At 46.6% G+C, this 22,689-nt stretch carries 21 protein-coding genes; 11 read left to right on the top strand and 10 right to left on the bottom strand.

What is annotated here, in order from left to right; all coding sequences use genetic code 11:
• Positions 1–7 precede the first annotated feature (7 nt).
• The gene (locus A9236_RS08495; protein ID WP_369821168.1) at positions 8–1,003 is read right to left on the bottom strand and encodes a class 1 fructose-bisphosphatase; all 996 of its coding nucleotides are present in this window, start codon (positions 1,001–1,003) and stop codon (positions 8–10) included.
• A 180-nt stretch (positions 1,004–1,183) separates the two neighbouring features.
• Between A9236_RS08495 and A9236_RS08490 the strand changes: the two genes are divergently transcribed.
• Positions 1,184–1,375, top strand: a complete 192-nt coding sequence (locus tag A9236_RS08490; protein ID WP_071467839.1) for a DUF2191 domain-containing protein — start codon at positions 1,184–1,186, stop codon at positions 1,373–1,375.
• Between the two features lie 15 nt (positions 1,376–1,390).
• Entirely contained in the window at positions 1,391–1,774 is a 384-nt protein-coding gene (locus A9236_RS08485; RefSeq protein ID WP_071464948.1) for a type II toxin-antitoxin system VapC family toxin, read from the top strand.
• Between the two features lie 15 nt (positions 1,775–1,789).
• Here the strand turns inward: A9236_RS08485 and pepN are convergent, their stop codons facing one another.
• From pepN to A9236_RS08460, 5 genes are all read right to left on the bottom strand, one after another.
• Positions 1,790–4,399, bottom strand: a complete 2,610-nt coding sequence (gene pepN / locus A9236_RS08480) for an aminopeptidase N (protein ID WP_071464947.1) — start codon at positions 4,397–4,399, stop codon at positions 1,790–1,792.
• A gap of 45 nt (positions 4,400–4,444) precedes the next feature.
• Positions 4,445–5,020 (bottom strand): TMEM165/GDT1 family protein, encoded by a 576-nt coding sequence (locus A9236_RS08475; protein ID WP_071464946.1) that lies wholly within the window; start codon positions 5,018–5,020, stop codon positions 4,445–4,447.
• Positions 5,021–5,101: 81 nt separating this feature from the next.
• Positions 5,102–6,220, bottom strand: coding sequence for an alanine dehydrogenase (gene ald / locus A9236_RS08470; protein ID WP_071464945.1), 1,119 nt, complete (start codon positions 6,218–6,220; stop codon positions 5,102–5,104).
• Positions 6,221–6,229: 9 nt separating this feature from the next.
• Positions 6,230–7,558: an amino acid permease gene (locus tag A9236_RS08465; RefSeq protein ID WP_369821175.1), complete on the bottom strand. Its 1,329-nt coding sequence runs from the start codon at positions 7,556–7,558 to the stop codon at positions 6,230–6,232.
• A 273-nt stretch (positions 7,559–7,831) separates the two neighbouring features.
• A complete protein-coding gene (locus A9236_RS08460; RefSeq protein ID WP_071464944.1) occupies positions 7,832–8,602 on the bottom strand; it encodes a ThiF family adenylyltransferase in 771 nt (256 codons plus the stop codon).
• A gap of 22 nt (positions 8,603–8,624) precedes the next feature.
• Between A9236_RS08460 and pdxH the strand changes: the two genes are divergently transcribed.
• Positions 8,625–9,260: a pyridoxamine 5'-phosphate oxidase gene (gene pdxH, locus A9236_RS08455; RefSeq protein ID WP_071464943.1), complete on the top strand. Its 636-nt coding sequence runs from the start codon at positions 8,625–8,627 to the stop codon at positions 9,258–9,260.
• Positions 9,261–9,276: 16 nt separating this feature from the next.
• Here the strand turns inward: pdxH and msrA are convergent, their stop codons facing one another.
• A complete protein-coding gene (gene msrA / locus A9236_RS08450; protein ID WP_071464942.1) occupies positions 9,277–9,849 on the bottom strand; it encodes a peptide-methionine (S)-S-oxide reductase MsrA in 573 nt (190 codons plus the stop codon).
• A gap of 49 nt (positions 9,850–9,898) precedes the next feature.
• Between msrA and A9236_RS08445 the strand changes: the two genes are divergently transcribed.
• The 3 genes from A9236_RS08445 to A9236_RS08435 all read left to right on the top strand — a co-directional run bounded on the left by A9236_RS08445 (position 9,899) and on the right by A9236_RS08435 (position 13,644).
• Positions 9,899–11,296: a coniferyl aldehyde dehydrogenase gene (locus A9236_RS08445; protein ID WP_071464941.1), complete on the top strand. Its 1,398-nt coding sequence runs from the start codon at positions 9,899–9,901 to the stop codon at positions 11,294–11,296.
• Positions 11,297–11,536: 240 nt separating this feature from the next.
• The gene (locus tag A9236_RS08440) at positions 11,537–13,066 is read left to right on the top strand and encodes a DEAD/DEAH box helicase (RefSeq protein WP_071464940.1); all 1,530 of its coding nucleotides are present in this window, start codon (positions 11,537–11,539) and stop codon (positions 13,064–13,066) included.
• A gap of 2 nt (positions 13,067–13,068) precedes the next feature.
• On the top strand, positions 13,069–13,644 hold the full coding sequence (locus A9236_RS08435; protein ID WP_071464939.1) for a chorismate lyase: 576 nt from the start codon (positions 13,069–13,071) through the stop codon (positions 13,642–13,644).
• Here the strand turns inward: A9236_RS08435 and A9236_RS08430 are convergent.
• Together A9236_RS08430 and hemC are read right to left on the bottom strand one after the other, a co-directional pair.
• Positions 13,634–14,461: a uroporphyrinogen-III synthase gene (locus A9236_RS08430; protein ID WP_071464938.1), complete on the bottom strand. Its 828-nt coding sequence runs from the start codon at positions 14,459–14,461 to the stop codon at positions 13,634–13,636. The two genes, A9236_RS08435 and A9236_RS08430, sit on opposite strands and share 11 nt — an antisense overlap.
• Before the next feature lie 16 nt (positions 14,462–14,477).
• Positions 14,478–15,455, bottom strand: coding sequence for a hydroxymethylbilane synthase (gene hemC / locus A9236_RS08425; protein ID WP_236638799.1), 978 nt, complete (start codon positions 15,453–15,455; stop codon positions 14,478–14,480).
• 43 nt (positions 15,456–15,498) lie between these two features.
• Between hemC and argH the strand changes: the two genes are divergently transcribed.
• From argH to A9236_RS08400, 5 genes are all read left to right on the top strand, one after another.
• Entirely contained in the window at positions 15,499–16,917 is a 1,419-nt protein-coding gene (argH, locus tag A9236_RS08420; protein WP_071464937.1) for an argininosuccinate lyase, read from the top strand.
• Positions 16,918–16,922: 5 nt separating this feature from the next.
• Positions 16,923–17,474: a TRAP transporter small permease subunit gene (locus A9236_RS08415; RefSeq protein WP_071464936.1), complete on the top strand. Its 552-nt coding sequence runs from the start codon at positions 16,923–16,925 to the stop codon at positions 17,472–17,474.
• On the top strand, positions 17,471–18,997 hold the full coding sequence (locus tag A9236_RS08410; RefSeq protein ID WP_071464935.1) for a TRAP transporter large permease subunit: 1,527 nt from the start codon (positions 17,471–17,473) through the stop codon (positions 18,995–18,997). Before A9236_RS08415 ends, A9236_RS08410 begins: the two co-directional genes overlap by 4 nt.
• Before the next feature lie 109 nt (positions 18,998–19,106).
• On the top strand, positions 19,107–20,000 hold the full coding sequence (locus A9236_RS08405) for a hypothetical protein (protein WP_071467838.1): 894 nt from the start codon (positions 19,107–19,109) through the stop codon (positions 19,998–20,000).
• Positions 19,915–20,364 carry a hypothetical protein gene (locus A9236_RS08400; protein ID WP_143070600.1) on the top strand — a complete coding sequence of 150 codons (450 nt, stop codon included), beginning with the start codon at positions 19,915–19,917 and terminating at the stop codon, positions 20,362–20,364. The genes A9236_RS08405 and A9236_RS08400 overlap by 86 nt, the downstream gene beginning before the upstream one ends.
• A 31-nt stretch (positions 20,365–20,395) precedes the next feature.
• Here A9236_RS08400 and A9236_RS08395 read toward each other — a convergent pair whose 3' ends face one another.
• Positions 20,396–22,663 (bottom strand): arginine/lysine/ornithine decarboxylase, encoded by a 2,268-nt coding sequence (locus tag A9236_RS08395; protein ID WP_071464933.1) that lies wholly within the window; start codon positions 22,661–22,663, stop codon positions 20,396–20,398.
• Positions 22,664–22,689 lie beyond the last annotated feature (26 nt).

The raw sequence follows: 22,689 nt of genomic DNA, 5'->3' as shown, positions 1-22,689 counted from the left end.
AGTCTGATTATGAGTGGTAATGTTGTAAAAGATCAATTTCCTCTTTAGACCCTAACATCACTGAGACGCGCTCATGTAAATCAGTAGGCTGTAAATCCATAATGATCTCTTTACCATTGGTTGATGCGCCACCAGCCTGCTCTACCAAGAAGCTCATGGGGTTTGCTTCATACATCAAACGCAACTTACCGGGCTTATTAGGTTCACGTTGATCCCAAGGGTACATAAAGACACCGCCACGGGAAAGTACGCGATGGACATCAGCAACCATAGAGGCAATCCAGCGCATATTGAAGTCTTTTTCACGTGCGCCGCCAACACCAGCTAAGCATTCATCTACATAACGGCGCACTGGATCAGCCCAGTGACGCATATTAGACATATTGATTGCAAATTCTTTAGTGGAATGTGAGATCGTGACGGAGTCTTTGATTAATAAGAACTCGCCTGTTACCTTGTTCAGGGTAAACATGACGACGCCGTCGCCCAAAGTCAGTGCCATCGTGGTTTGTGGACCATAGACCACATAACCCGCTACCACTTGATGACGGCCTGACAATAGAAAGTCAGATGTCTGCAGGGGTGCTTGTGGATCTTGTTTTTTCAATATTGAGAAAATAGTTCCAATGGAGACATTCACATCGATATTAGAAGATCCATCTAGTGGATCAAACAATAGAAGATAGTCACCAGTGCCCTGCACAGGGACTGGCAATTCCATTTCTTCAGATGCCAAACCTGCAAGTGACTTGCAGCCTTTAACACCCTCAATTAATAAATCATTGGCAATGATGTCAAGCTTTTGCTGAACTTCACCTTGCACATTTCCAGTGCCAGCGGAGCCCAGTAAACCTATCAATGCGCCCTGCGCCACTTCATGGCTGAGAGTTGAGCAGGTGCTAACTACGGCGGTAAGTAGATCCTGAAGACCAGCAGGCACTTCCGCCCCTTTTGGTTTGGTAGAAGCTAGGTATTGCTTGAAATTAATATGAGAACTAAACAAAAGGATTTCTCCAAGGCGCTATTAAGAATAGGTTCTATTTTGCCCTGTAATTGAGGTTTAACCACAAATGAAGCTTCCCAAGCCATGACAATCCAGTTTTTCAGCTAGCCAAGTTATTCATTCTCTTATATGATGTTTATATTGATGCTTAATTGCATCAATTTTGATGAGGATGGCTAAATGAGAACCACCGTAACAATTGATGATGACCTATATCAAACCGGACTAGATCTTGCGGATCCCGGAATGGATAAAGCAGACCTTTTTCGCGAAGCGATGACTGTTTTTGTACGCGTTCAGAGCGCTAAACGACTTGCTGCATTAGGCGGAAAAGCACCTCAAATGAAAGCTATCCCTCGTACGAAAAAATAATGGTGGGCAGTAAATATGCCAATGATTTTGACTGATACTTCGGTGTGGGTATCCCACTTCAGGAAATCAAACGCATCATTTGCATCTTTGTTGGCAAATGATCAAATCTTATGTCATCCTTTGATTCTGATTGAACTAGCAAGCGGATCTCTGCCATCGCCACGCTCAAGAACTCTGAATTATTTAAAGATGCTTCGACAGGCAACAGTAGCAACCACAGAAGAAACAATGAATTTTATTGAAACACATAAACTCTACGATTCTGGCTGTGGCGCTATTGATATTTCACTACTGGCTTCTACGCTTCTCTCAGAAAATGCGCTCATTTGGACTCTTGATAAACAACTAGATTTGCTGGCTGTCCAACTTGGCGTTTCTTATAACCAACAACTTCATTGAAGATAGACGGTCAAATCAGTTTCCTAAGGCCTTTCCAATAACCTCTCTCACATCTGGAGAGAGAGTCTGGCATGCTGAAACCCGCTCTAGAGCCGCTTTCATGCGGTCTTGATAGGGTTGGGCAAATAAACGCCAGCGATCTAGCGCCCTTGCGAGGCGAGCCGCTACTTGAGGATTGATGGCATCCAAGGCTAATACGCTGTCCGCCCAAAACTCATAGCCACTACCATCAGGCTGATGAAAACTTGCCGGGTTGTTCGCACAAAAAGCATGAATCACGCTACGAGCACGATTTGGGTTGTTGAGTTTAAATGCCGGATGGTCACGCAGACGCTTGACATCAGCGAGCGTTAACTCAAGACCATCTACTGGCGGACGGCTCGATTGCAAAGCAAACCACTTATCAATCACTAATGCATCATTTGCAAAACGGCTATAAAAATCAGTCAAACAATCGCTTGCGGCTTTAGCACCATGAATCACTAGTGCAGCAAGTGCCGCATAACGATCGGTCATATTGTCAGCAATCTGATATTGATTAACCGCCATCGGTGCCCAAATCTTTGGATCCGCTTCTAACAACATGCTCAGCGCAAGATTTTTAAGTGCGCGCTTGCCAGAGTCAAGCGCATCGGACTTAAATGGCCCTGGTGTTTGGTTCTGTTGATACAAAGCGGCCCACTCCAATTGCAACTGCTTGGCAATTTCTCTACGAAATGCGCGGCGAGCGGCAAAGATTTTCTGCGGGTCTACGCTAGCACACTGCTCATATAGATAAGACTCAGCAGGTAGCGTTAAAGAAAGCTCTTTAAACGCAGGATCTAGCATGGGGTCTAACAAAAGAGTGCGATAAGCAGCAATCAGGCCAGCATCTGGCAAGCGATTATTCAAAATCATTTGCATTGCTAGCTTCTGACCAGCCTCCCAACGATTAAAGGGATCGTCATCACTAGAGAACAAGGTTAAAAGATCTGCTTCACTTTGTTCAAAATCTATGTTGATCGGCGCAGAAAAGTCACGATTAATGGATAGAACGGGACGCTCATTGACATTGTCAAATATCCATGACTCCGTGGGCTCAGTTAATTCTAGTAATTGCTCTGCCTGATCATTAGCAGCAGTAATTAAACGCATCTTGAGCGGAATATGAAATGGCTTTTTCACAGGCTGCCCAGGAGTAGCACCGCAGCTTTGAGTCAGAGTGAGGTGATATTGCTTCTTGGCAGCATCGTAATGCTCTTCCACCTTGACTCTTGGCGTGCCTGCTTGGCTGTACCAGTTTTTAAACTGAGTGAGATCTTTGCCATTGGCATCCGCCATGGCCATTAAGAAATCATCGCAAGTAACCGCCTGTCCATCATGGCGCTTAAAGTAAAGATCCATACCCTTGCGGAAACCTTCTCTACCCAGCAAGGTTTGGTACATACGCACAACTTCAGAACCCTTTTCATATACGGTGACGGTATAGAAGTTATTAATTTCTTGATATTCATCCGGACGAATAGGATGCGCCATCGGACCTGCATCTTCTGGAAACTGTAACTGGCGTAACAATCTCACGTCTTCGATGCGCTTCACTGCCCTTCCCGACTCACTACCCATCTGGTCCGCTGAGAACTCTTGATCTCTAAATACTGTCAAACCCTCTTTAAGGGAGAGTTGAAACCAGTCTTGGCAGGTGACACGATTACCAGTCCAGTTATGGAAGTATTCATGCGCAACAACACTCTCGATATTGGCAAAGTCAGCATCAGTTGCCGTTTCGGGTTGGGCTAGAACAAACTTGGTATTGAAAATATTCAAGCCCTTGTTCTCCATTGCGCCCATATTAAAGTCGCTTACCGCCACAATCATGAATCGCTCTAAATCTAACTCCAAACCAAAGCGCTTCTCATCCCAATGAATTGAGGCAATTAAGGAATCCATTGCATGACGGGTCTTTTTAAGATCATGCGGCTCCACCCAAATCTGCAATAACTTCTTGGCACCACTGCTGGTGGTGATCGTCTCCTCAATACATTCGAGCTTGCCAGCTACCAGCGCAAACAAATATGAAGGTTTCGGAAATGGGTCTTCCCAAGTAGCGCTGTGCCAGCCATTAGGCAACTTTTCCTCTTTTAATAGATTGCCATTCGATAGCAACACAGGGCATTCAGCTTCACGTGCTTGCAAAGTGACGCGATAGCGCGCCATCACATCTGGACGATCTAAGAAATAAGTAATCTTGCGAAAACCTTCTGCCTCACATTGAGTAAAGAAATTTCCGTTTGAAACATACAAACCCATCAAGGTAGTATTTTTCTCAGGCACGCAAATGGAGATGATCTCAAGCGTGAACTTATCTTTGCCATCGTTTGGTAAAGAATGAATTGATAAGGTTTCTGGGGTCAGTTCAAAATGACGATGGGCCTCACCATTAATGCGCAGACTAACAAACTCAAGTTCTTGACCAACCAATACCAAGGGTGAGCCTGGCTCAAAACTTTTGCCGGGCAATACCTCAATTCGGCTTTTGACAATCGTGCGAGCCGGATCTAAAGCAATATCCAACTCAACTTGGTCAAAGGTGTAAACGGGGGGATGGTATTCGAGCCGACGAAAGCTCTGTGGCAGATCAGTTTTCATGCCCTTATTTTAAGTCTTGGGCTGGACTTGCGCTATTTGCCTAGCTCAATGCCACAAAAGGGTTGCCACCCCAATGGCGATAAAGGTAACTGCTGCTACAGCATGAACCCATTTAATAGGCATGCGCTGAGTAAATTTCTGCCCTATCCAAACCGCTGGAGCGTTCGCCAACATCATCCCCAATGTGGTGCCAACAGTGACAGATAGAACATCATCATATCTAGCGCCCAAAGCAATGGTGGCAATCTGCGTCTTATCACCCATCTCAGCCAAAAAGAACAAGACAACCGTCAGAATGAATACCTGAAATGCGCGATCAGCCACTTTTGATTCTGCAGCATCATCAATGTGATCGGGAACCAATAGCCATAAACCAATCCCCAAAAAGCTTGCTCCCAGTATCCAACGCATCATCTCTGGAGAAACTAAGGTACTTATCCAATGACCCAAAAATGCTGCGCACGCATGGTTGGCAATGGTTGCGATGAAGATGCCGGCAATGATAGCTAAGGCTTGCTTGGGATAACGTGCGGCCAACATTAAAGACAGTAATTGGGTTTTGTCACCCATCTCTGCTAGCGCAACGACACCAGCAGAGAGAGTTAAAGCAGAAAAATCCATGGAATTTATGATTTCATTAAATAGAGTCAGTCCAGTTTATATCCTCAGGTAACTGACCCCACTAATCCATGGATGTGAGGGCTAGGCCACAAACAGCTCCTCAGCTAAAGCAAAATCTAAGCCCTGCGCCTGTGCAACAGGCTTGGAAGTCAGCACTCCCTTATGGACACTTAGGCCATTACGCAAGTGATGATCGATGGATAGAGCCTTCACCACCCCACGATTAGCTAAAGCCTCCACAAAGGGATAAGTAGCATTGGTTAAAGCAAAGGTAGAGGTTCTTGCTACGGCACCTGGCATATTGGCAACGCAGTAGTGCAATACGCCATCGACCAAGAAAGTGGGATCAGCATGCGTAGTGGGTTTTGAAGTTTCAAAACAGCCCCCTTGGTCAATCGCGACATCCACAATGACTGCGCCAGCTTTCATCTTCTTGACCATTTCATGGGTCACTAATTTTGGCGCAGCTCCACCCGGTAATAGGACGGCACCAATCACTACATCCGCTTCACACACTTCTTGCTCAATCAACAAGCTATCAGAATAAAAAGTGCGTACGCGATTGCCATAGAACATATCAATCTGACGCAAGCGATCAATATCACGATCAAAGATGCAAACATCCGCGCCCATGCCTACCGCCATCTGCAAAGCATTACGACCAACAACCCCGCCGCCCAAAATAACGATCTTGGCAGGCGAGACGCCAGGGACCCCAGCCATCAGGACACCCAAACCACCGTGTGTTTTCTCCAAGTGTGAGGCTGCTGCTTGAATCGACATCCGCCCAGCCACCTCACTCATTGGCGCAAGTAGTGGCAAGGCTCCATTCATTGCGGTTACCGTCTCATAGGCAATACAAGTGGCGCCTGAAGCAATTAAGGCCTTGGTCTGCGCTGGATCTGGGGCAAGATGCAAATAGGTAAACAGAATTTGATCCTCGCGCAACATGGCACATTCTTGTGGCTGAGGCTCCTTCACCTTCACAATCATCTCTGCCTTCTGAAAGACCTCTGCTGCACTATTAATCAAAGTAGCTCCAGCAATCCGATAGGACTCATCACTCAGACCGATTTGTTCTCCAGCACCTCTTTGCACTAACACTGAATGCCCTTGCCTGCATAAGCCACTGACATTGCCTGGGGTTAAGCCCACTCGAAACTCATTATTTTTTACTTCCTGCGGAACACCAATAATCATTTCTATCTCCTATGATTTAAATTCATGGTTAGTTTTCGTTTTGCGATGTAGCCCGACGAGATAAAACATCGCGAGATACACGCCCAGTAAACACGGACCCAAGATCAATGCAATCCGTGCATCCTCATGAAAGCCCATTAGCACGACTACTAAGAAAATAAATGCCAGAGCAAACCATGAGGAATAGGGACACCAAGGTGCGCGGTAGCCCAACTCAGCCACTTGCGCCTTAGTTAAAGATCGACGGAATTTCATTTGGGTAAACAGGATGGCAATCCACACCATCAAGCCCACAAAGGTGACGGCAGCCATGATGTACTGAAAGGCTTTATCAGGAACAAAGTAGTTCAGTACCACGCCAGACATACATACAGCCACTGTTGCCATTACCGCACGATGAGGAACGCCATATTTGGACAACTTAGCAAATGGCGCAGGGGCATAGCCATTATTGGATAAGGCGTACAACAGTCGACCACCACTAAAGATGCCGGCGTTACAAGATGACAATGCTGCCGTAATCACCACAAAATTGATGAGCCCCGCCGCTTCACGTAAGCCAATACGTTCAAACATCACTACAAATGGACTGCCCTGCTGCCCAACCTGATTCCAAGGAAAGATCGCCAAAATGACTAAGATCGCACCCATGTAAAAAATCAAGATGCGCCAGGCTAATGAGTCAATTGCCATTGGGATAGTTTTCTTGGGATTCTCAGCTTCACCTGCAGATAAGCCAATCATCTCGATGCCAACGTAAGCAAATAAAACCATTTGCAAGGAAAGCAACATCCCAGTAATGCCATTAGGAAAAAAGCCGCCGTGTTGCCAAAGATTGCTCAATCCAATGGGCTGCCAGTCATTCGTAAAGCCAAACAAAATAACTGCACCACCTAAGGCAATCATTGCCACAATGGCTACTACCTTAATGAGAGCAAACCAAAACTCAAACTCACCAAATACTTTGACAGCAATGAGATTGATCATGCCCATCATGGCAATTGAAGAGAGTGCCCAAATCCATTGAGGGGTTTCCGGAAACCAAATCCCCATATAGATACCAACCGCAGTGACCTCCGCTATACCCACCACAATCCAATAGGTCCAATAGCCCCAACCCACCATATATCCCGCAAGTGGTCCAACATAGGTATTAGCGTAGGCAGCAAAGGAGCCTGCTACAGGCTCATGCACTGCCATCTCACCAAGCGTACGCAGAACAATAAATGCGACGATGCCAGCAAGTAGATAACCCAAGAGAATGGAAGGTCCAGCAATTTGAATTGCACTCGCTGATCCAAGAAATAATCCAACGCCAATCGTTGAACCTAAGGCCATTAAACGAATGTGCCTTACTTTGAGATGGCGCTTTAAGCCAGTTTGTTCAGTCTGCAAGTGAGACCTCCTTTCGATTTGTCGTTGGCGATTTACCAACGAAGCAAAGTCTAGGGAGGACTTGTCATCTGTACTAGGGGATGAAAATAACTAAAGTGACTAAATGATTAAAAGTAGAGACTCTGAATATTGAAATTGCTTTTAAAGCATGGTGAGCGACAGTCTCACACCGCGCATGACTGCAACAGAATCAGTAATTTCCTACAGGGAATCCCCTTAAGGATTTACAGTAGATTTAGGATCGTGACCGATTAAATTCAGAATTTCAGCTGCTGCTGCCAAGCCACAAGCCGCCGTAACCATGACAGTAGAGCCATATCCAGAGCACGCTAGACCCCCAGTCGATGCCCCAGCGCGAGGCTCATGAGAGTAAATCGCTCTGATACCGATTTTGTGTTTGAGGTTTCTAGAAAAACCATGGTCCTGCCTAAGTCCCTGTCGCACCTTTGCTAATAAAGCATCTTGCTCAGTGTGCGATAAATCGTCGCAACGCACAGAAGTAGGGTCGGTCTTGCCACCTGCTGCTCCACACATTACCAAGGAGCGATCGCCTTTTCTAGCCCAAACTGACAGAGCAATTTTGGTCTGCACTGAATCAGTAGCATCTAAAACATAAGCATCGCCAGGAATAATGCGATCAAGATTTTCGGGCTCTAAAAATTCATCACAAGCAGTCAATTGAATTTCTGGATTGATCTGCAAAATACGTTGAGTCATTGCCTCAACTTTCGCTTTGCCATACTGCCCTTCAAAGGCATGCAACTGACGATTGGTATTACTCTCAGAAATGTGATCGAAATCCACTAGCACCAAATGACCGATGCCAGTTCGCGCCAACGCTTCAGCCGCCCAAGAACCAACACCACCTAAACCAGCTACGACAACCGTCGCTTTCTGAAAGCGAGCACGCAGATCGGTGCCGTAGAGTCTAGAAACCCCTCCAAAGCGACGATCCTCAATACTGCTCTCTTGCTTGTCTTCTGCCATAGCTTCTCTTTATACTGAATAAATGGACTCCATTGCTCAACTTCGTAAAAACTATACCTTTGGTCAGCTTTCCGAAACCGAAGTTCCGCACAATCCTTTCCCGCTATTTCAACTCTGGTTTGACCAGGCAGTAAAGGCGGAGTGTCCAGAACCCAATTCCATGACTTTGGCTACTGCAGATACAGCCGGAAATCCATCAGCTCGTATTGTCTTACTAAAAGGCGCCGACGAAAATGGCTTTACCTTTTTTACGAACTACGAAAGCCAAAAGGGCAAGGATCTAGCGGCTCGCCCTCAGGCAGCCCTCCTTTTTCACTGGCACGAATTAGAGCGTCAGGTACGTATTCAAGGGAAGGTAGAACGGGTTAGCGCAGAAGAGAGCGACCAGTACTTCCACTCCCGCCCTCCCGCCTCCCGCATTGGCGCTTGGGCATCCCCACAAAGTGCAGCCATTCCGAATCGAGAATTCCTAGAAGAGGCCGAAAAACGCTTCAAAGCAGAATTTGGTGATACCCCACCGCGCCCGCAGCACTGGGGTGGTTATCGCTTACGCTCAACTGAGATTGAGTTTTGGCAGGGTCGTCCATCGCGCTTACATGACCGCATTCATTACAGGCTCAATGGAGATACTTGGGTAGTGAATCGACTTGCGCCTTAATGACGCCAATAGATTTTTAGACGTACTGCGGCGCAATCAGTGATTTAAATTTAGCTCTAAATTTAGCCAACTTTGGAGCGACCACAGCAGCACAATACCCTTGATGGGGATGCTGCTGAAAATAATTCTGGTGATAATCCTCTGCCGGATAAATCGTTGGGGCTGGATCAATTTGCGTCACTACTGGATCAGCGTAGATCTTGGAATCCTCTAGCTCTTGTACAACCTCGCGAGCGATCCTGGCCTGCTCATCACTATGCGTAAAGATGACTGAACGATATTGCGTTCCATGATCATTGCCTTGGTAGTTCAATGTTGTGGGGTTGTGGATCACAAAGAAAATTTCCAATAAATCCCTAAATGAGATCTGCTGGGGATCAAATTCAATATCCACAATTTCAGCATGACCAGTAGCGCCCGTGCAGACAGATTCATAAGAGGGGTTCGGCCTGGCACCTCCGGCATAACCAGAGACGACGCTCTTAACGCCAGAAATTTGCTGGTACACAGCCTCAAGACACCAAAAGCATCCTCCTCCGAGGGTGGCTCTCTCTAATTGGGGTGAAGTTTTATCGGTAATTTCGCTCATGGCTTTATCCTAATGCCTTATTCCTATGCTTGCCAACTATTAATCCAATATGAATCGCTTCACTATCCAACTTGATGAAATCCAGGCGGCCTACACCGCTGAACCAAACCCAACCATCGAAGTGAGACTTGAGCGAATTGGTCGAATCGAAAAAATGATTGCGGCCAATGAAGAAAAACTTTGCAAAGCTCTTGTAGCTGACTTTGGAGTTCGAGATTCTATAGAAACTCGCTTAGTTGAGCTCAAAGGGCTATACCAAGCTTGCGCATATACCCGTAAACATCTCAAAGAGTGGATGAAGCCAGTACAAGTGGAGATCCCTTTTTACATGGGAGGATCCGAAGCTTGGATTGAAAGTCAGTCGATTGGTGTAGTTGGCATCATGAGCCCCTGGAACTACCCGGTGCGATTAGCATTGCTTCCGGCCATTGCCGCTTTTGCAGCCGGTAACCGGGTTTGGTTAAAACCATCCGAACGCAGTTCCCGCACTTCTGGATTTTTAGCAAGTCTGATTCAAGAGTATTTTCATCCTAGTGAATTTTGTGTCACTACTGGCGGCTCCGATGTTGCTGAACAATTTGCTGCGCTGCCTTTTGCTCATCTATTCTTTACAGGCTCAGAAGCAATCGGTAAAAAAGTAATGCGTGCAGCGGCTGAAAGCCTTACTCCCATTACCTTGGAGTTAGGTGGCAAATCCCCAGCCATGATTGATTCGTCTGCCAAACTTAAAGATGTGGCGGCATCTATTGCCTACGGCAAGCTTCTCAATAGCGGTCAAACCTGTATTGCACCAGACTATGTCCTCATTGAGGAAAGTCTACAAGACGCATTTATTCAACAATTACAAACTGCAGCTCATCAGCAATTTAGTGATCCCAAAGAACTTACTGGGCCAATTGATGATGAACAACTGCAATACTGGCAACACCTCCTTAGTGATGCAATAGACCGCGGCGCTAAAGCAATTCCCTTGCTCAATAATCCTTCTGCAGGCGGTAGACGCTTTGAACCCGTTGCCTTAATCCAAGTACCTCAAGATGCTCGTGTGCTTCATGAAGAAATCTTTGGGCCGATTCTGCCCATAGTGACTGTCCCAAATTCTGCTGCTGCAATTGAATACATCAACAAGAGGCCTCATCCATTGGCGCTCTACTGGTTTGGTAAGAATAAGAAAAATTTGCAACAAGTGTTAGAAAAGACACGCTCTGGAGGTGTCACGATCAATGATGTTTTCTTGCATGCCGCCCTTGAGTCTTTGCCGTTTGGTGGAGTTGGCTCAAGTGGTATGGGTAAATATCATGGCAAAGCAGGCTTTGATACCTTCAGCTATCAAAAGTCGATTCTGGAGGTGCGCGGTCTACTAGGTACCAATTTAATGAAGGGCACAAAACCCGCTCATCCACCTTACGGTAAAAAGATAGAACGTCTATTGCGCACCCTTAAATGAGGTATTTGGGGAAAACCCTTGTAATCACAGTCTCAAACTGTCATAATGAGAGGCTTTTTTAAGCAATTTGATTCATCGCCCCCCAGCTCTATTTCAGCGTACCGTTTAGAAGTCATAAACACCGAAGTTCATAAAACGCGCTGCCGCTTGTCTGATGGTCGATGCCTTTGACCATCGCACCCTATAAAAAACCATGGGTGCAACATACGGAGACATCCCTTAAAGGGGATGTGTAATAGCATGACTTTTTCTAAAGAAACTAAACACGAGTCACAAGACTCAAAGAGCACTGGAACTGAGTTTCAGAACTTTGCCTTAGCGGCATCACTCCTTAAAAACGTTGCTGAACTGGGTTATACCCAAGCCACTTCTGTGCAAGCTCAGGTTATACCTGCAGCCTTAGCTGGTGGTGACTTATTGGTCAGCAGCCAAACCGGTAGCGGTAAAACCGCAGCCTTTTTATTGCCTTTGATTAATCAACTCATCGAAAGCAACCCGAGTAATTCACCTGTACCAGGTCGCGCACAACCTAAAGTGTTAGTGCTCTGCCCTACCCGCGAATTAGCTCAGCAGGTTTCTGCCGATGCGGTGAACTTAGTTCGCGGCATGAAAGGGATTCGTATTGCCACTGTGATGGGTGGTATGCCTTACGGTAAACAAATCCAAGCATTGAAAGGTGCATTGTTAGTTGTTGCAACCCCAGGTCGTTTACTTGACTTGTGCGATAGCAAAGCAATTCGCTTAGATGATGTTAAACAGCTCGTGATTGACGAGGCTGATCGCATGCTCGACATGGGATTTGCTGATGATCTCGAAGCAATTGATAAACGTTGCGCAAGTCGTGACCAAACCTTGATGTTCTCTGCCACTTTCGCGCCGAAGATTATGTCTTTAGCAAACGAGTTGACTACAGATGCTAAGCGTATCGAACTTGCTCACGCAGGTGAGAAGCATGCCAACATTGAGCAGAAGTTGCATTGGGCTGACAGCATGTCACATAAACACAAGCTTCTTGAGCACATTTTGGCTGATGCCTCTTTGGATCAAGCAGTGGTGTTTGCAAGTACTCAAGTTGAAAGCGAAAAGATCGCTGACACATTGCGTGCCAATGGTTATGAAGCAACTGCCCTTCACGGTGCAATGCCCCAAGCTGTTCGTATGCGTCGCCTCGAATCTTTACGTAAAGGTCATACCAAGATTTTGGTAGCAACTGACGTAGCGGCTCGCGGTATTGATGTACCACGTATCAGCCATGTGATTAACTTTGGCTTGCCAATGAAACCAGAGGACTACACGCACCGTATCGGTCGTACAGGACGTGCTGGTCGCAATGGTGTAGCAATTACTTTGGTTGAGCATCGTGATCGTGCCAAGATTCGCAATATCGAGCGCTTTACACAGCAAGATATCGTTGCTTCTGTAATCGCTGGTCTTGAGCCACAAGCTAAGCCAAGCTTTGGTGGTGGCGGTGGTCGCCCTGGTGGCGGTCGCTCAGGCGGCGGTTTTGGTGGCAATCGCTCAGGCGGTGGTGGCGGTCGTTATGGCTCTGGCGCACGCTCTGAGTCACGCTTTGGCGGTGGCGGTTCTGGTGGTGGCAATGGCGGCGGAAGTCGTTCTGGCGATTCACGTCCAGCTCGTTCTGCTGACTCACGCCCTGCTCGCTCTGCGGATTCACGTCCAGCACGCTCTGGTGACTCACGTCCAGCAGGCGGCCCACGCTTTGCTAAACCAAAGACTGGCGGCCAACGTCGTAACTTTAGCGGCAGCTAAAAATGACTCACCGCAATCGTCTCCGTTCTGCATGGAATCGAGTCGGTTCTGGTGAAGTTCATCGGGCGCCACGAAAGTGGCAACCATGGCTAAGCGACACTGGGTCTTTAACCCAAAAAATTGAGAAGGTGATTGGGCAAAAACTGCAAGTTCAGGTTTTGCGTGATTGCCCACAAACCTTAAATAGCGACGAGAGTCGCTATTTTCATTTAAAGATTAGACGCTGCCGCGTTCGCGAAGTGATGCTTTGTGTTGATAACACTCCTCTGGTCATGGCGCATAGCGTTATCCCTACTTTGAGTTCAAGTGGTAGTAATCACTCAGTATTGCGTCTTGGTACAAAGCCATTGGGTGCAGTGCTCTTTGCTAAAACGCGCATGCACTCCAAGGCAAAGCCATCACGTGATATTGCCCGTCTAGACAAAAGTAGCGACTTATGGAAAAAATGCTTCAAAGACCATACTGGCCTGAGCTCGCCCTTATGGGCACGACGCACCCTTTATCGCTTAAAGGGTCATCCCATTCTGGTCAATGAGATTTTCTTACCTGCTTTATTGAACTACTCCACTACGAAATAGTGAGCCAAGCCAATGTGGCTTTAATTAGAGCTTCATCTCCTGGCTCGGTTGTAAATACCTCCCCAAAACCAATCAGCTCAGCGGCATCAGCAATATTGTGGTGTGGACACAATGCACTTGCACTCCCGAGCGTTTGCGCAAATTGATCTGTAGCAATATCTCCCAGATATCGCACCGCCTCAGATGACGTCAATAACCAAAGTGATTTACTGAAATCCATTTCCCCAATAGCTTGCCATGCTGGATTATCGACATCCAAAGGAATGCGAGTGTAGGTAGAAATAGTCTCTATGGTGGCGCCTGCTTTATTCAGGGTATCGGCCAACCAATCTCGGCCGCCCTCGCCTTTAAAAATCACAATCTTTTTATTAGTCCAATCCCACTTTAGGCCCTGCAGCTCCTGCCATAAGCCCTCTGAATCCCAGTGCTCATTACTTGTTGGAATCACAATTGGCGTTGGGGTTTCTTCAAATCCAATACCGTGATTTTGCAATGCCAACTTACTACTACCACCCATCACGCCAATGGGAATGATCTTCTTGGAAAAATCTTGCCAATCTCGTTCTAGTAAACGCATGACAGATTCAATCGCATTAGGGCTAACAAAGATTGCTAGATCAGCATCCTTTAATGCGCTGGCAATATGATCAGCCAGTGCTAAATTGTCCTTAGGAACAATCGTCAACAAGGGGAGTGAGAGTATTTCAGGGAAGGTTCGCTTAGCTACCCCACTCTTCTCGATCGCTTGGGTGAGCACCTCAATCAATTGCCTTGCTTGACCACTGGGTCTAGTAATGACAATAGTTTTCGTACTCATCGTTATTACTGGATTCTTATTTAACTATCTTCGGGATTAAATCAGCAGCGCCTTGCGCTAGCAGATCTTGCGCTACTAAGAGCCCTAGCGCCTCGGCATCTTCTACTGATTTGACAGAAGCATTTCCATTAGCGAGGCAGATTTCTTTGCCATCAGTACTAGCAACAAAGGAGCGAATTTGCATTTGGTTTTGATCCCAAACTGCATGGGCTGCCAGAGGCACTTCACATGAACCACCTAGTTGACGAGAAACCATCCGCTCTGCAGAGACGGCATACAAGGTTGGCAAGTCATTGAGTGGGGCTAGCCATTGTTTAATGTTGGGGTGTTTGCTGAGCGTCTCAATGCCGAGCGCACCCTGACCTGCTGCTGGTGTATAGGGATCGTAAGGAAGGTAGGCGCGTATGCGACTTTCTAAACCTAAGCGTTTTAAACCTGCTGCTGCCAAAATAATTGCTTGATACTCGCCACGATCTAGTTTGCCCATGCGTGTATCTAAGTTGCCACGTAAGGGTTGAATTTCTATATGAGGAAACTTTGCGCGCAAAACTGACTCACGACGTAGGCTCGATGTACCAACAACGGCGCCTTTTGGGAGATCCTCTAGGCTAGCGTAATCATTAGATACGAAGGCATCACGCGCATCCTCTCTCTCCATCACGCAAGCAAGCTCAAATCCCTCAGGCATCACCATAGGCACATCCTTTAGAGAGTGCACCGCTAAATCTGCACGCCCATCTTCTAGTGCAGCTTCTAATTCTTTTACAAAAAGGCCTTTGCCGCCCACTTTAGAGAGCGCTCGATCCAAAATCTGGTCTCCTCGGGTAGTCATCCCCAGAATCTGCACATCACAGCCTGGATAGAGCTTTTTGAGGCAATCTCGCACATGCTCCGCCTGCCACATGGCTAAACGGCTTTCACGGGAGGCGATCACAAGGCGCTTAGGGGCTGCTGGCGCGGGGGATGGGGATGCAGAATTCAGGGTTTGGGGCATAACATTTAAAATAATCAAAGACCTACACCAATATACTGTGTTTATGAGCTCATCCAAAAATTCCTTAGCCAACAAAGCCCAAGCTTGGTCGGCCCGTTTTACCGAACCCGTTGACGAACTTGTTCAGCGCTATACAGCCTCCATCGGCTTTGATCAACGTTTTGCTATGGTTGATATCGCCGGCTCCTTGGCGCACGCCCAGATGCTGGCAACCCAAAAAATCATCAGCGCCCAAGATTTAGCCGATATTCAAAAAGGTATGGCTCAAATTAAGAGTGAAATTGAGGCTGGCGAGTTCGACTGGCAATTAGCACTTGAAGATGTGCATCTCAATATTGAGGCTCGCCTCACAGCATTAGTTGGTGATGCTGGCAAACGTTTACATACTGGCCGTTCACGTAACGATCAAGTGGCAACCGATTTACGCCTCTGGCTACGCGGTAGCGTAGATGAGATTGCCGCTACTTTAAAAACGCTGCGTTTGGCTTTGCTAGATTTAGCAGAGAAGCATGCTGCAACCATCATGCCAGGTCACACCCATTTACAAGTGGCGCAACCCATTACTTTTGGTCATCACTTAATGGCCTATTACGAAATGTTTAGTCGTGATGCAAGTCGTCTTGCAGATTTACGTGCTCGCTTTAATCGCTTGCCTTTAGGCGCTGCTGCATTGGCAGGCACTACCTACCCAATCGATCGTGAACAAGTAGCTAAAACGCTGGGTTTTGATGGCATCTGCAATAACTCATTAGACGCCGTATCTGATCGCGACTTTGCTATTGAGTTCTGCGCCTTCGCATCGATCCTAATGATGCATATCTCCCGCCTCTCTGAAGAGCTGGTGCTGTGGCTGAGTCCACGCTTTGGCTTTATTGATTTACCAGATCGCTTTTGCACTGGTAGCTCCATCATGCCGCAGAAAAAGAATCCCGACGTCCCAGAATTGGCACGTGGCAAGACCGGCCGTGTCTATGGTGACTTGATCTCTTTACTAACGTTGATGAAGAGTCAGCCGCTTGCATACAACAAAGATAATCAAGAAGATAAAGAACCACTATTTGATGCGGTTGATACAGTGCAAGACACCTTACGTATCTTTGCCGATATGGTTCCGCATATCGAAGTAAAAGCCGATGTTATGAAAGCGGCTGCTGAAGAGGGTTTTGCAACGGCGACAGACTTGGCTGACTACTTGGTGAAAAAGGGCTTGGCCTTCCGTGATGCCCATGAAGCTGTGGCACATGCTGTTAAAGCTTGTGTCGGCAGAAATTGCATGTTGACCGATTTAAGTCTTTCCGAATTGCGCTTTGCATGCGGCTTAGATAATCGCCCTGAGATGATCAGTGATGATGTCTTTGCGTTGTTAACGGTGGATGGCTCTGTGCAATCTCGCCAACATGCAGGTGGCACAGCTCCCGCACAAGTCATCGCTGCAATCAAACGGGGTCGTGCTGACCTCTAAAGCGAATGGGGTTTTGGTCCAAGCTCTCTAGGGGTATTGATCACGTTAATCAGATGCTTGGTAATGCAGCCAGCATCATGATTTTGTTGTCTTGCATAGTTTCAGCAGCGAATGCCCTGCTTCGCTACGGTTTTGATATCAGCAATAACTGGCCACTAGAGCTGCAGTGGTATCTCTTTAGTGCATCCGTCATGCTGGGCGCCTCCTATACTCTCAAACGCAACGAACACGTCCGCGTTGATCTGATTTACTCTCATCTGTCTGATCGCGGCAGGCTTTGGGTTGATCTATTTGGACTTATTTTCTTCTTAATGCCCGCCTGTTTATTGTTTTGCTGGCTATCGTGGACTTCGCTGTTCTATCCATCCTGGCTAGTTGGAGAAGGTTCTATGAATTCTGGGGGACTGGCTCGTTACCCTATTAAATTTGTTGTGCCATTTGGATTCTTCATGCTTAGCTTGCAAGGTATCTCAGAAATCATCAAGCGAATCGGCGCCCTCAAAGGTGAAGCCACCTTGCCGGCAGAAGACCTTCATTACGAAAAGCCGATGCAATGATTCCATTGGAATGGATGCCTCCTTTCATGTTCGGCGGACTTGTCATCTTTATGTTGATTGGCTTTCCGGTGGCGTTTTCTCTGATGGCGGCAGGTCTATTCTTCTCCGTCATTGCGATGACCGAGGGCTTTTTTGGGATACCCTTTTTACAGGCTATTCCTCAACGTATCTTTGGCAGCGTACTAGCTAATGATCTTTTATTAGCCATCCCCTTCTTCACTTTTATGGGGGCTATTCTTGAGCGCTGCGGTCTTGCGGAAGAGATGCTGGACTCCATGGGACAACTCTTTGGAAGAGTGCGCGGTGGTCTAGGCTACTCCGTCATCATCGTCGGCTTTATTCTGGGTGCCATTACCGGCACAGTAGCTGCTCAGGTGATCGCTATGGCGATGATCTCTTTACCTGTGATGATGCGCTACGGCTACAACATGCGCTACGCTGCGGGCGTTTTAGCAGCTTCTGGAACCATTACACAACTTGTTCCGCCCTCTTTAGTTCTTATTGTTCTAGCGGATCAACTTAAAACCCAAAGTGGCAGTGCTGATGTGGGCAGCATGTACTTAGGGGCTTGGGGTCCATCGCTCTTGCAAATAGGCCTGTTTGCTCTTTATACGTTTGTTCTGTCACGCGTTCGGCCGGACTATTTACCGCCCGTTCCTGAGGGCGAGCTCAATCTTAAGGGCTGGGCACTCTGGAAAAAATGTCTCATGGGCATTATTCCGTCAGCTGTGCTGATCTTTTTAGTGCTCGGGACGATCATGACCGGTATCGCCACCCCGACAGAGTCTGGTGCCATGGGTGCGATGGGCGCTTTACTGCTTGCGTGGATTCGGAGGGCCAGCATTCCTAACCTGAAGGGACTTATTAAAGAGGCCTATCAGAACACCATGCGCATCACCGCAATGGTAGTGTTCATTCTGATTGGATCCACCTGTTTCTCAGTAGTCTTTCAGGGTGTTGATGGCGGTCACTGGGTAGAGCAACTTTTCTCTAACTTGCCAGGCGGCTGGATTGGATTTTTAATCGTCGTCAATCTCTTTGTCTTCTTCTTGGCATTCTTCTTAGACTTTTTTGAGATCGCTTTTATCGTAGTGCCCATGCTGGCACCCGTTGCCGTCAAGCTTCTCTCACCAGTATTGCTCGATTCCATGAATGGCAATCCTCAAGCAGCAGCGAGTGCAGCACTGGTTTGGTTTGGCGTGATGCTGTGTGTGAATATGCAGACTTCATTTATGCATCCCCCTTTTGGCTTTGCTCTCTTCTATTTAAGAGGCGTAGCACCCAAAGAAGTCAAAAGCAGCGATATCTACTGGGGCGCCCTGCCCTGGGTCGGCTTACAACTCGTGATGGTGGTAGTGGTCATGGCCTTCCCAGCTTTAGTCACGACCCTACTAGATAAGCCCGCTGCTATTGTTCAGAGTCAGGATTTCAACTTCACAGGCGAGGAAGGCAAGTCAGACTCGGCCGGCAAAGCAGATGAGGATGCCCCGATAACCTTTCAGCTAGATAAGCCCGCTAAATAGGTCTTGCCGCAACTTAAGCAAGGCTAATTGTCCTAAATTTGTGCCTTGACCCAGTCTTTTTTAGCAAAAAACCATTACGCTTGCAAAACTATTCTTACCAATTAAAAAAATGAACTTACTTTCCAGAGCTTGCAGAACGCTTGCTGCCTTTACTTTGATGATTACGCTTGGCGGCTGCAATACCCCAATGGCTCCTGACTTTAGTGAGATGTCTGCAAAATATGCAAATATTCTGGAGCAATACCAGATCAATATGATCTTTCAGAACATCTTACGTTCTTCAGAAAATCGCCCTGTCAGTTTCTTAGATATGCCCAATATCAATGGCTCTGGTTCGATTACAGTCAATCCATACGCCAGCGGATTTTTTTCAGGCGGCATCATTCCATACAATGCGGCCTACCTACCGATCAATGGTGGCTTAAATAGCATTACGCCAGGAGTTTCATTATCGGTTGGCAATAGCTTTAACTTTACTCAATCCTCTCTTGATAATGCGGTATTTTGGAAGGGTTACCTCAATGAACTTCCAATCGAGGATGTGAAATATTTTGAACATAATCACATTCCAAAAGAGGTTCTCTTAAGCTTAGTGGTAGATGAAATTGAAATCACAAAAGCCAATGGTGAGTCGCTCACACTGATTAATAACCCCTTGAGACCTGACCATCCTGAATTCCAAAAACACCTTTATAAACTGATCTCGTATGGTCTTGGAGCTTATGTAGTAGATACTTCGCAAAAAATTGGGCCGCCTCTTACTGTTGCTCATTTGAAGTCTACCTTCGGTGACAATGCTTTTGAGGCGATGAAAGCATCGGGGATCGTATTACAAAAAGTAGGCGACTCTTCTGAGCTCAAGTTTCAGCCAATCCAAGTATCTAAAAAATATAAACTTTGTATCAATACAAATAAGTATGAAAACTTTGTTCGCCAAGAATATGGTGATAGCATTTTTTTGCCAAGAAACTCTGGCTCAAGGAATCAATCAGCCCAGTCTTGAGAAAAAATCGCAGCCCAAGTTAAATATTCGTATTCGCTCAACGAATAATATTTTTGAATATTTAGGGCAAGTTGTAAAAGCTCAACTAGCTGAAAAGCCCTACATTGTAACCTTGCCACCAACCGCAACTACATTTAATAGCAATACAGGCAAGTCCAACGAATATGCTCTTTTTGTGGTGAATAAAAATCAATCTACTCCAAGACCGTTTTCAAGTATCGAAGGTTTGGATGGCAATCTCTATAGCATTCCAAGTGAAAACAACGGCTACTCACCTCTAGCCATCAAATTACTATCGCAGTTCATGTCGCTTCAAAAAATTCCGGGAAGTATCCCCGCCTCTCCTTCAGTCCTCCTGAAGTAGTAATAAATAAGGCCCCTAGGGGCCTTATTTATTAGAGGGTGATGTCTCTTTCCTGCCTCACACAGTCGACGTAATACTCGCTGCGACCATCGACATCGGCCTTCACGAGACCATGGATATCGGTCTCAAAGCCTGGGAACTTGGCATTAAAGTCTCTTGCAAAATAGAGGTAATCAACAATCCGTTTGTTAAAGCGCTCACCCGGAATTAGGAGCGGAATACCTGGCGGATATGGCGTTACTAACATCGCTGTAACGCGGCCATCTAGTTGATCAAGCGAAACACGATCCACTTCCTTATGCGCCATCTTTGCCCAAGCCTCAGATGGCATCATGGCTGGTTCCATATCGGAGGTGTACATCTCCGTAGTCATACGTGCAACATCACGACTCTTATAGAACTCATGAATTTGCTGGCAAATATCTTTGAGGCCTACGCGCTCGTACCGTGGATGCTTAGCGACAAACTCAGGCAAGACCTTCCATAGCGGAGCATTTTTATCGAAATGGTCTTTGAACTGTTGCAATTCAGTTACGAGCGTATTCCAGCGGCCTTTAGTGATGCCAATGGTGAACATAATGAAGAAGGAGTACAAGCCGCACTTCTCTACGATCACACCATGTTCAGCCAAATATTTGGTAACAATGCTCGCTGGAATACCCATAGATCCAAAGTTACCTTCGATATCCAATCCAGGGGTGACCACGGTTGCCTTAATTGGATCGAGCATATTGAAGTCTTTGGCAAGTTTGCCAAAATCGTGCCAGCTTGCGTTTGGCTCCAATACCCAATCAGAGCGCTCTCCAATACCCTCTTCCGCCAAATGATCTGGGCCCCAGACCTTAAACCACCAGTCGGCACCAAACTTATCATCCACTTCGCGCATCGCACGGCGGAAGTCCATCGCTTCCGCAATGGATTCCTCCACCAGGGTTGTGCCACCAGGAGACTCCATCATCGCCGCAGAGACATCGCATGAGGCAATAATCGCGTACTGCGGACTAGTTGAGGTGTGCATGAGATAGGCCTCGTTAAAGCAATCTCGATCTAGCTTAGTATCTTCTGCATCCTGAACCAACACTTGTGAAGCTTGTGACAATCCAGCCAATAACTTATGGGTAGATTGGGTAGCAAACATCAAACTTTTCTTGGTGCGCTTGCGATCTGATCCAATCGCATGCATATCTTTATAGAACGGATGGAAAGCAGCATGCGGTAACCAAGCCTCATCAAAATGCAATGAATCTACTTTGCCATCGAGCATCTCTTTAATCATCTCAACGTTGTACACAATACCGTCATAAGTACTCTGAGTCAGCGTCATGACACGTGGCACGACATTCTTGTTCTTGATAAAAGGATTAGCATCAATCTTTTTCTGGATATTTTTCCACTCAAACTCTTCTTTAGGTATTGGGCCAATAATGCCCAAGTGATTTCGAGTTGGCATTAAGAAGATTGGAATCGCGCCCATCATGGTGATGGAATGAATGACTGACTTATGACAATTGCGATCAACCAGAACTACATCGCCAGGAGCTACAGTCGAGTGCCAAACAATCTTGTTCGATGTAGAAGTGCCATTAGTTACGAAAAACAAGTGGTCAGCATTAAAGATACGAGCTGCATTACGCTCGCTCTGTAATACAGGCCCCGTATGGTCTAGAAGTTGTCCTAACTCTTCCACCGCATTACAAACGTCAGCACGCAACATGTTCTCGCCAAAGAACTGGTGAAACATTCGGCCTACAGGGCTCTTTAAGAATGCAACGCCGCCTGAGTGCCCAGGACAATGCCATGAATAAGAACCTTCAGAGGCGTAATTGGTCAGCGCACGGAAGAATGGTGGCGCAAGTGAATCCAAATAGACCTTTGCTTCGCGAATAATGTGACGCGCTACAAACTCTGGCGTATCTTCATTCATATGAATGAAGCCATGCAACTCACGGAGAATGTCATTAGGCATATGGCGTGAGGTACGAGTCTCGCCATATAAGAAGATTGGAATATCTTCATTACGCTTGCGCACTTCAGTAATAAATGCACGCAAATTATTTAAGGCAGGCAGATCGTGATCTTCAGAATCAGATACGAACTCTTCATCATCAATCGAGACTATGAATGAAGAAGCACGAGATGCTTGTTGTGCGAACGAAGTTAAATCGCCATAACTAGTGAGGCCAATGACCTCCATGCCCTCGTTCTCGATCGCCTCGGCGAGGTCGCGAATACCAGAACCCGAAATATTTTCGGAACGGAAGTCCTCATCAATGATGATGATTGGGAAACGAAATTTCATGACTACCCTTTAGGTTCGCGAACTCG

The sequence above is a fragment of the Polynucleobacter sp. QLW-P1DATA-2 genome (genome assembly GCF_001870365.1).
Classification (GTDB): domain Bacteria; phylum Pseudomonadota; class Gammaproteobacteria; order Burkholderiales; family Burkholderiaceae; genus Polynucleobacter.
The sequence above is the reverse complement of the archived record's forward strand: the minus strand, read 5'-3'. Positions and strand labels throughout refer to the sequence as shown.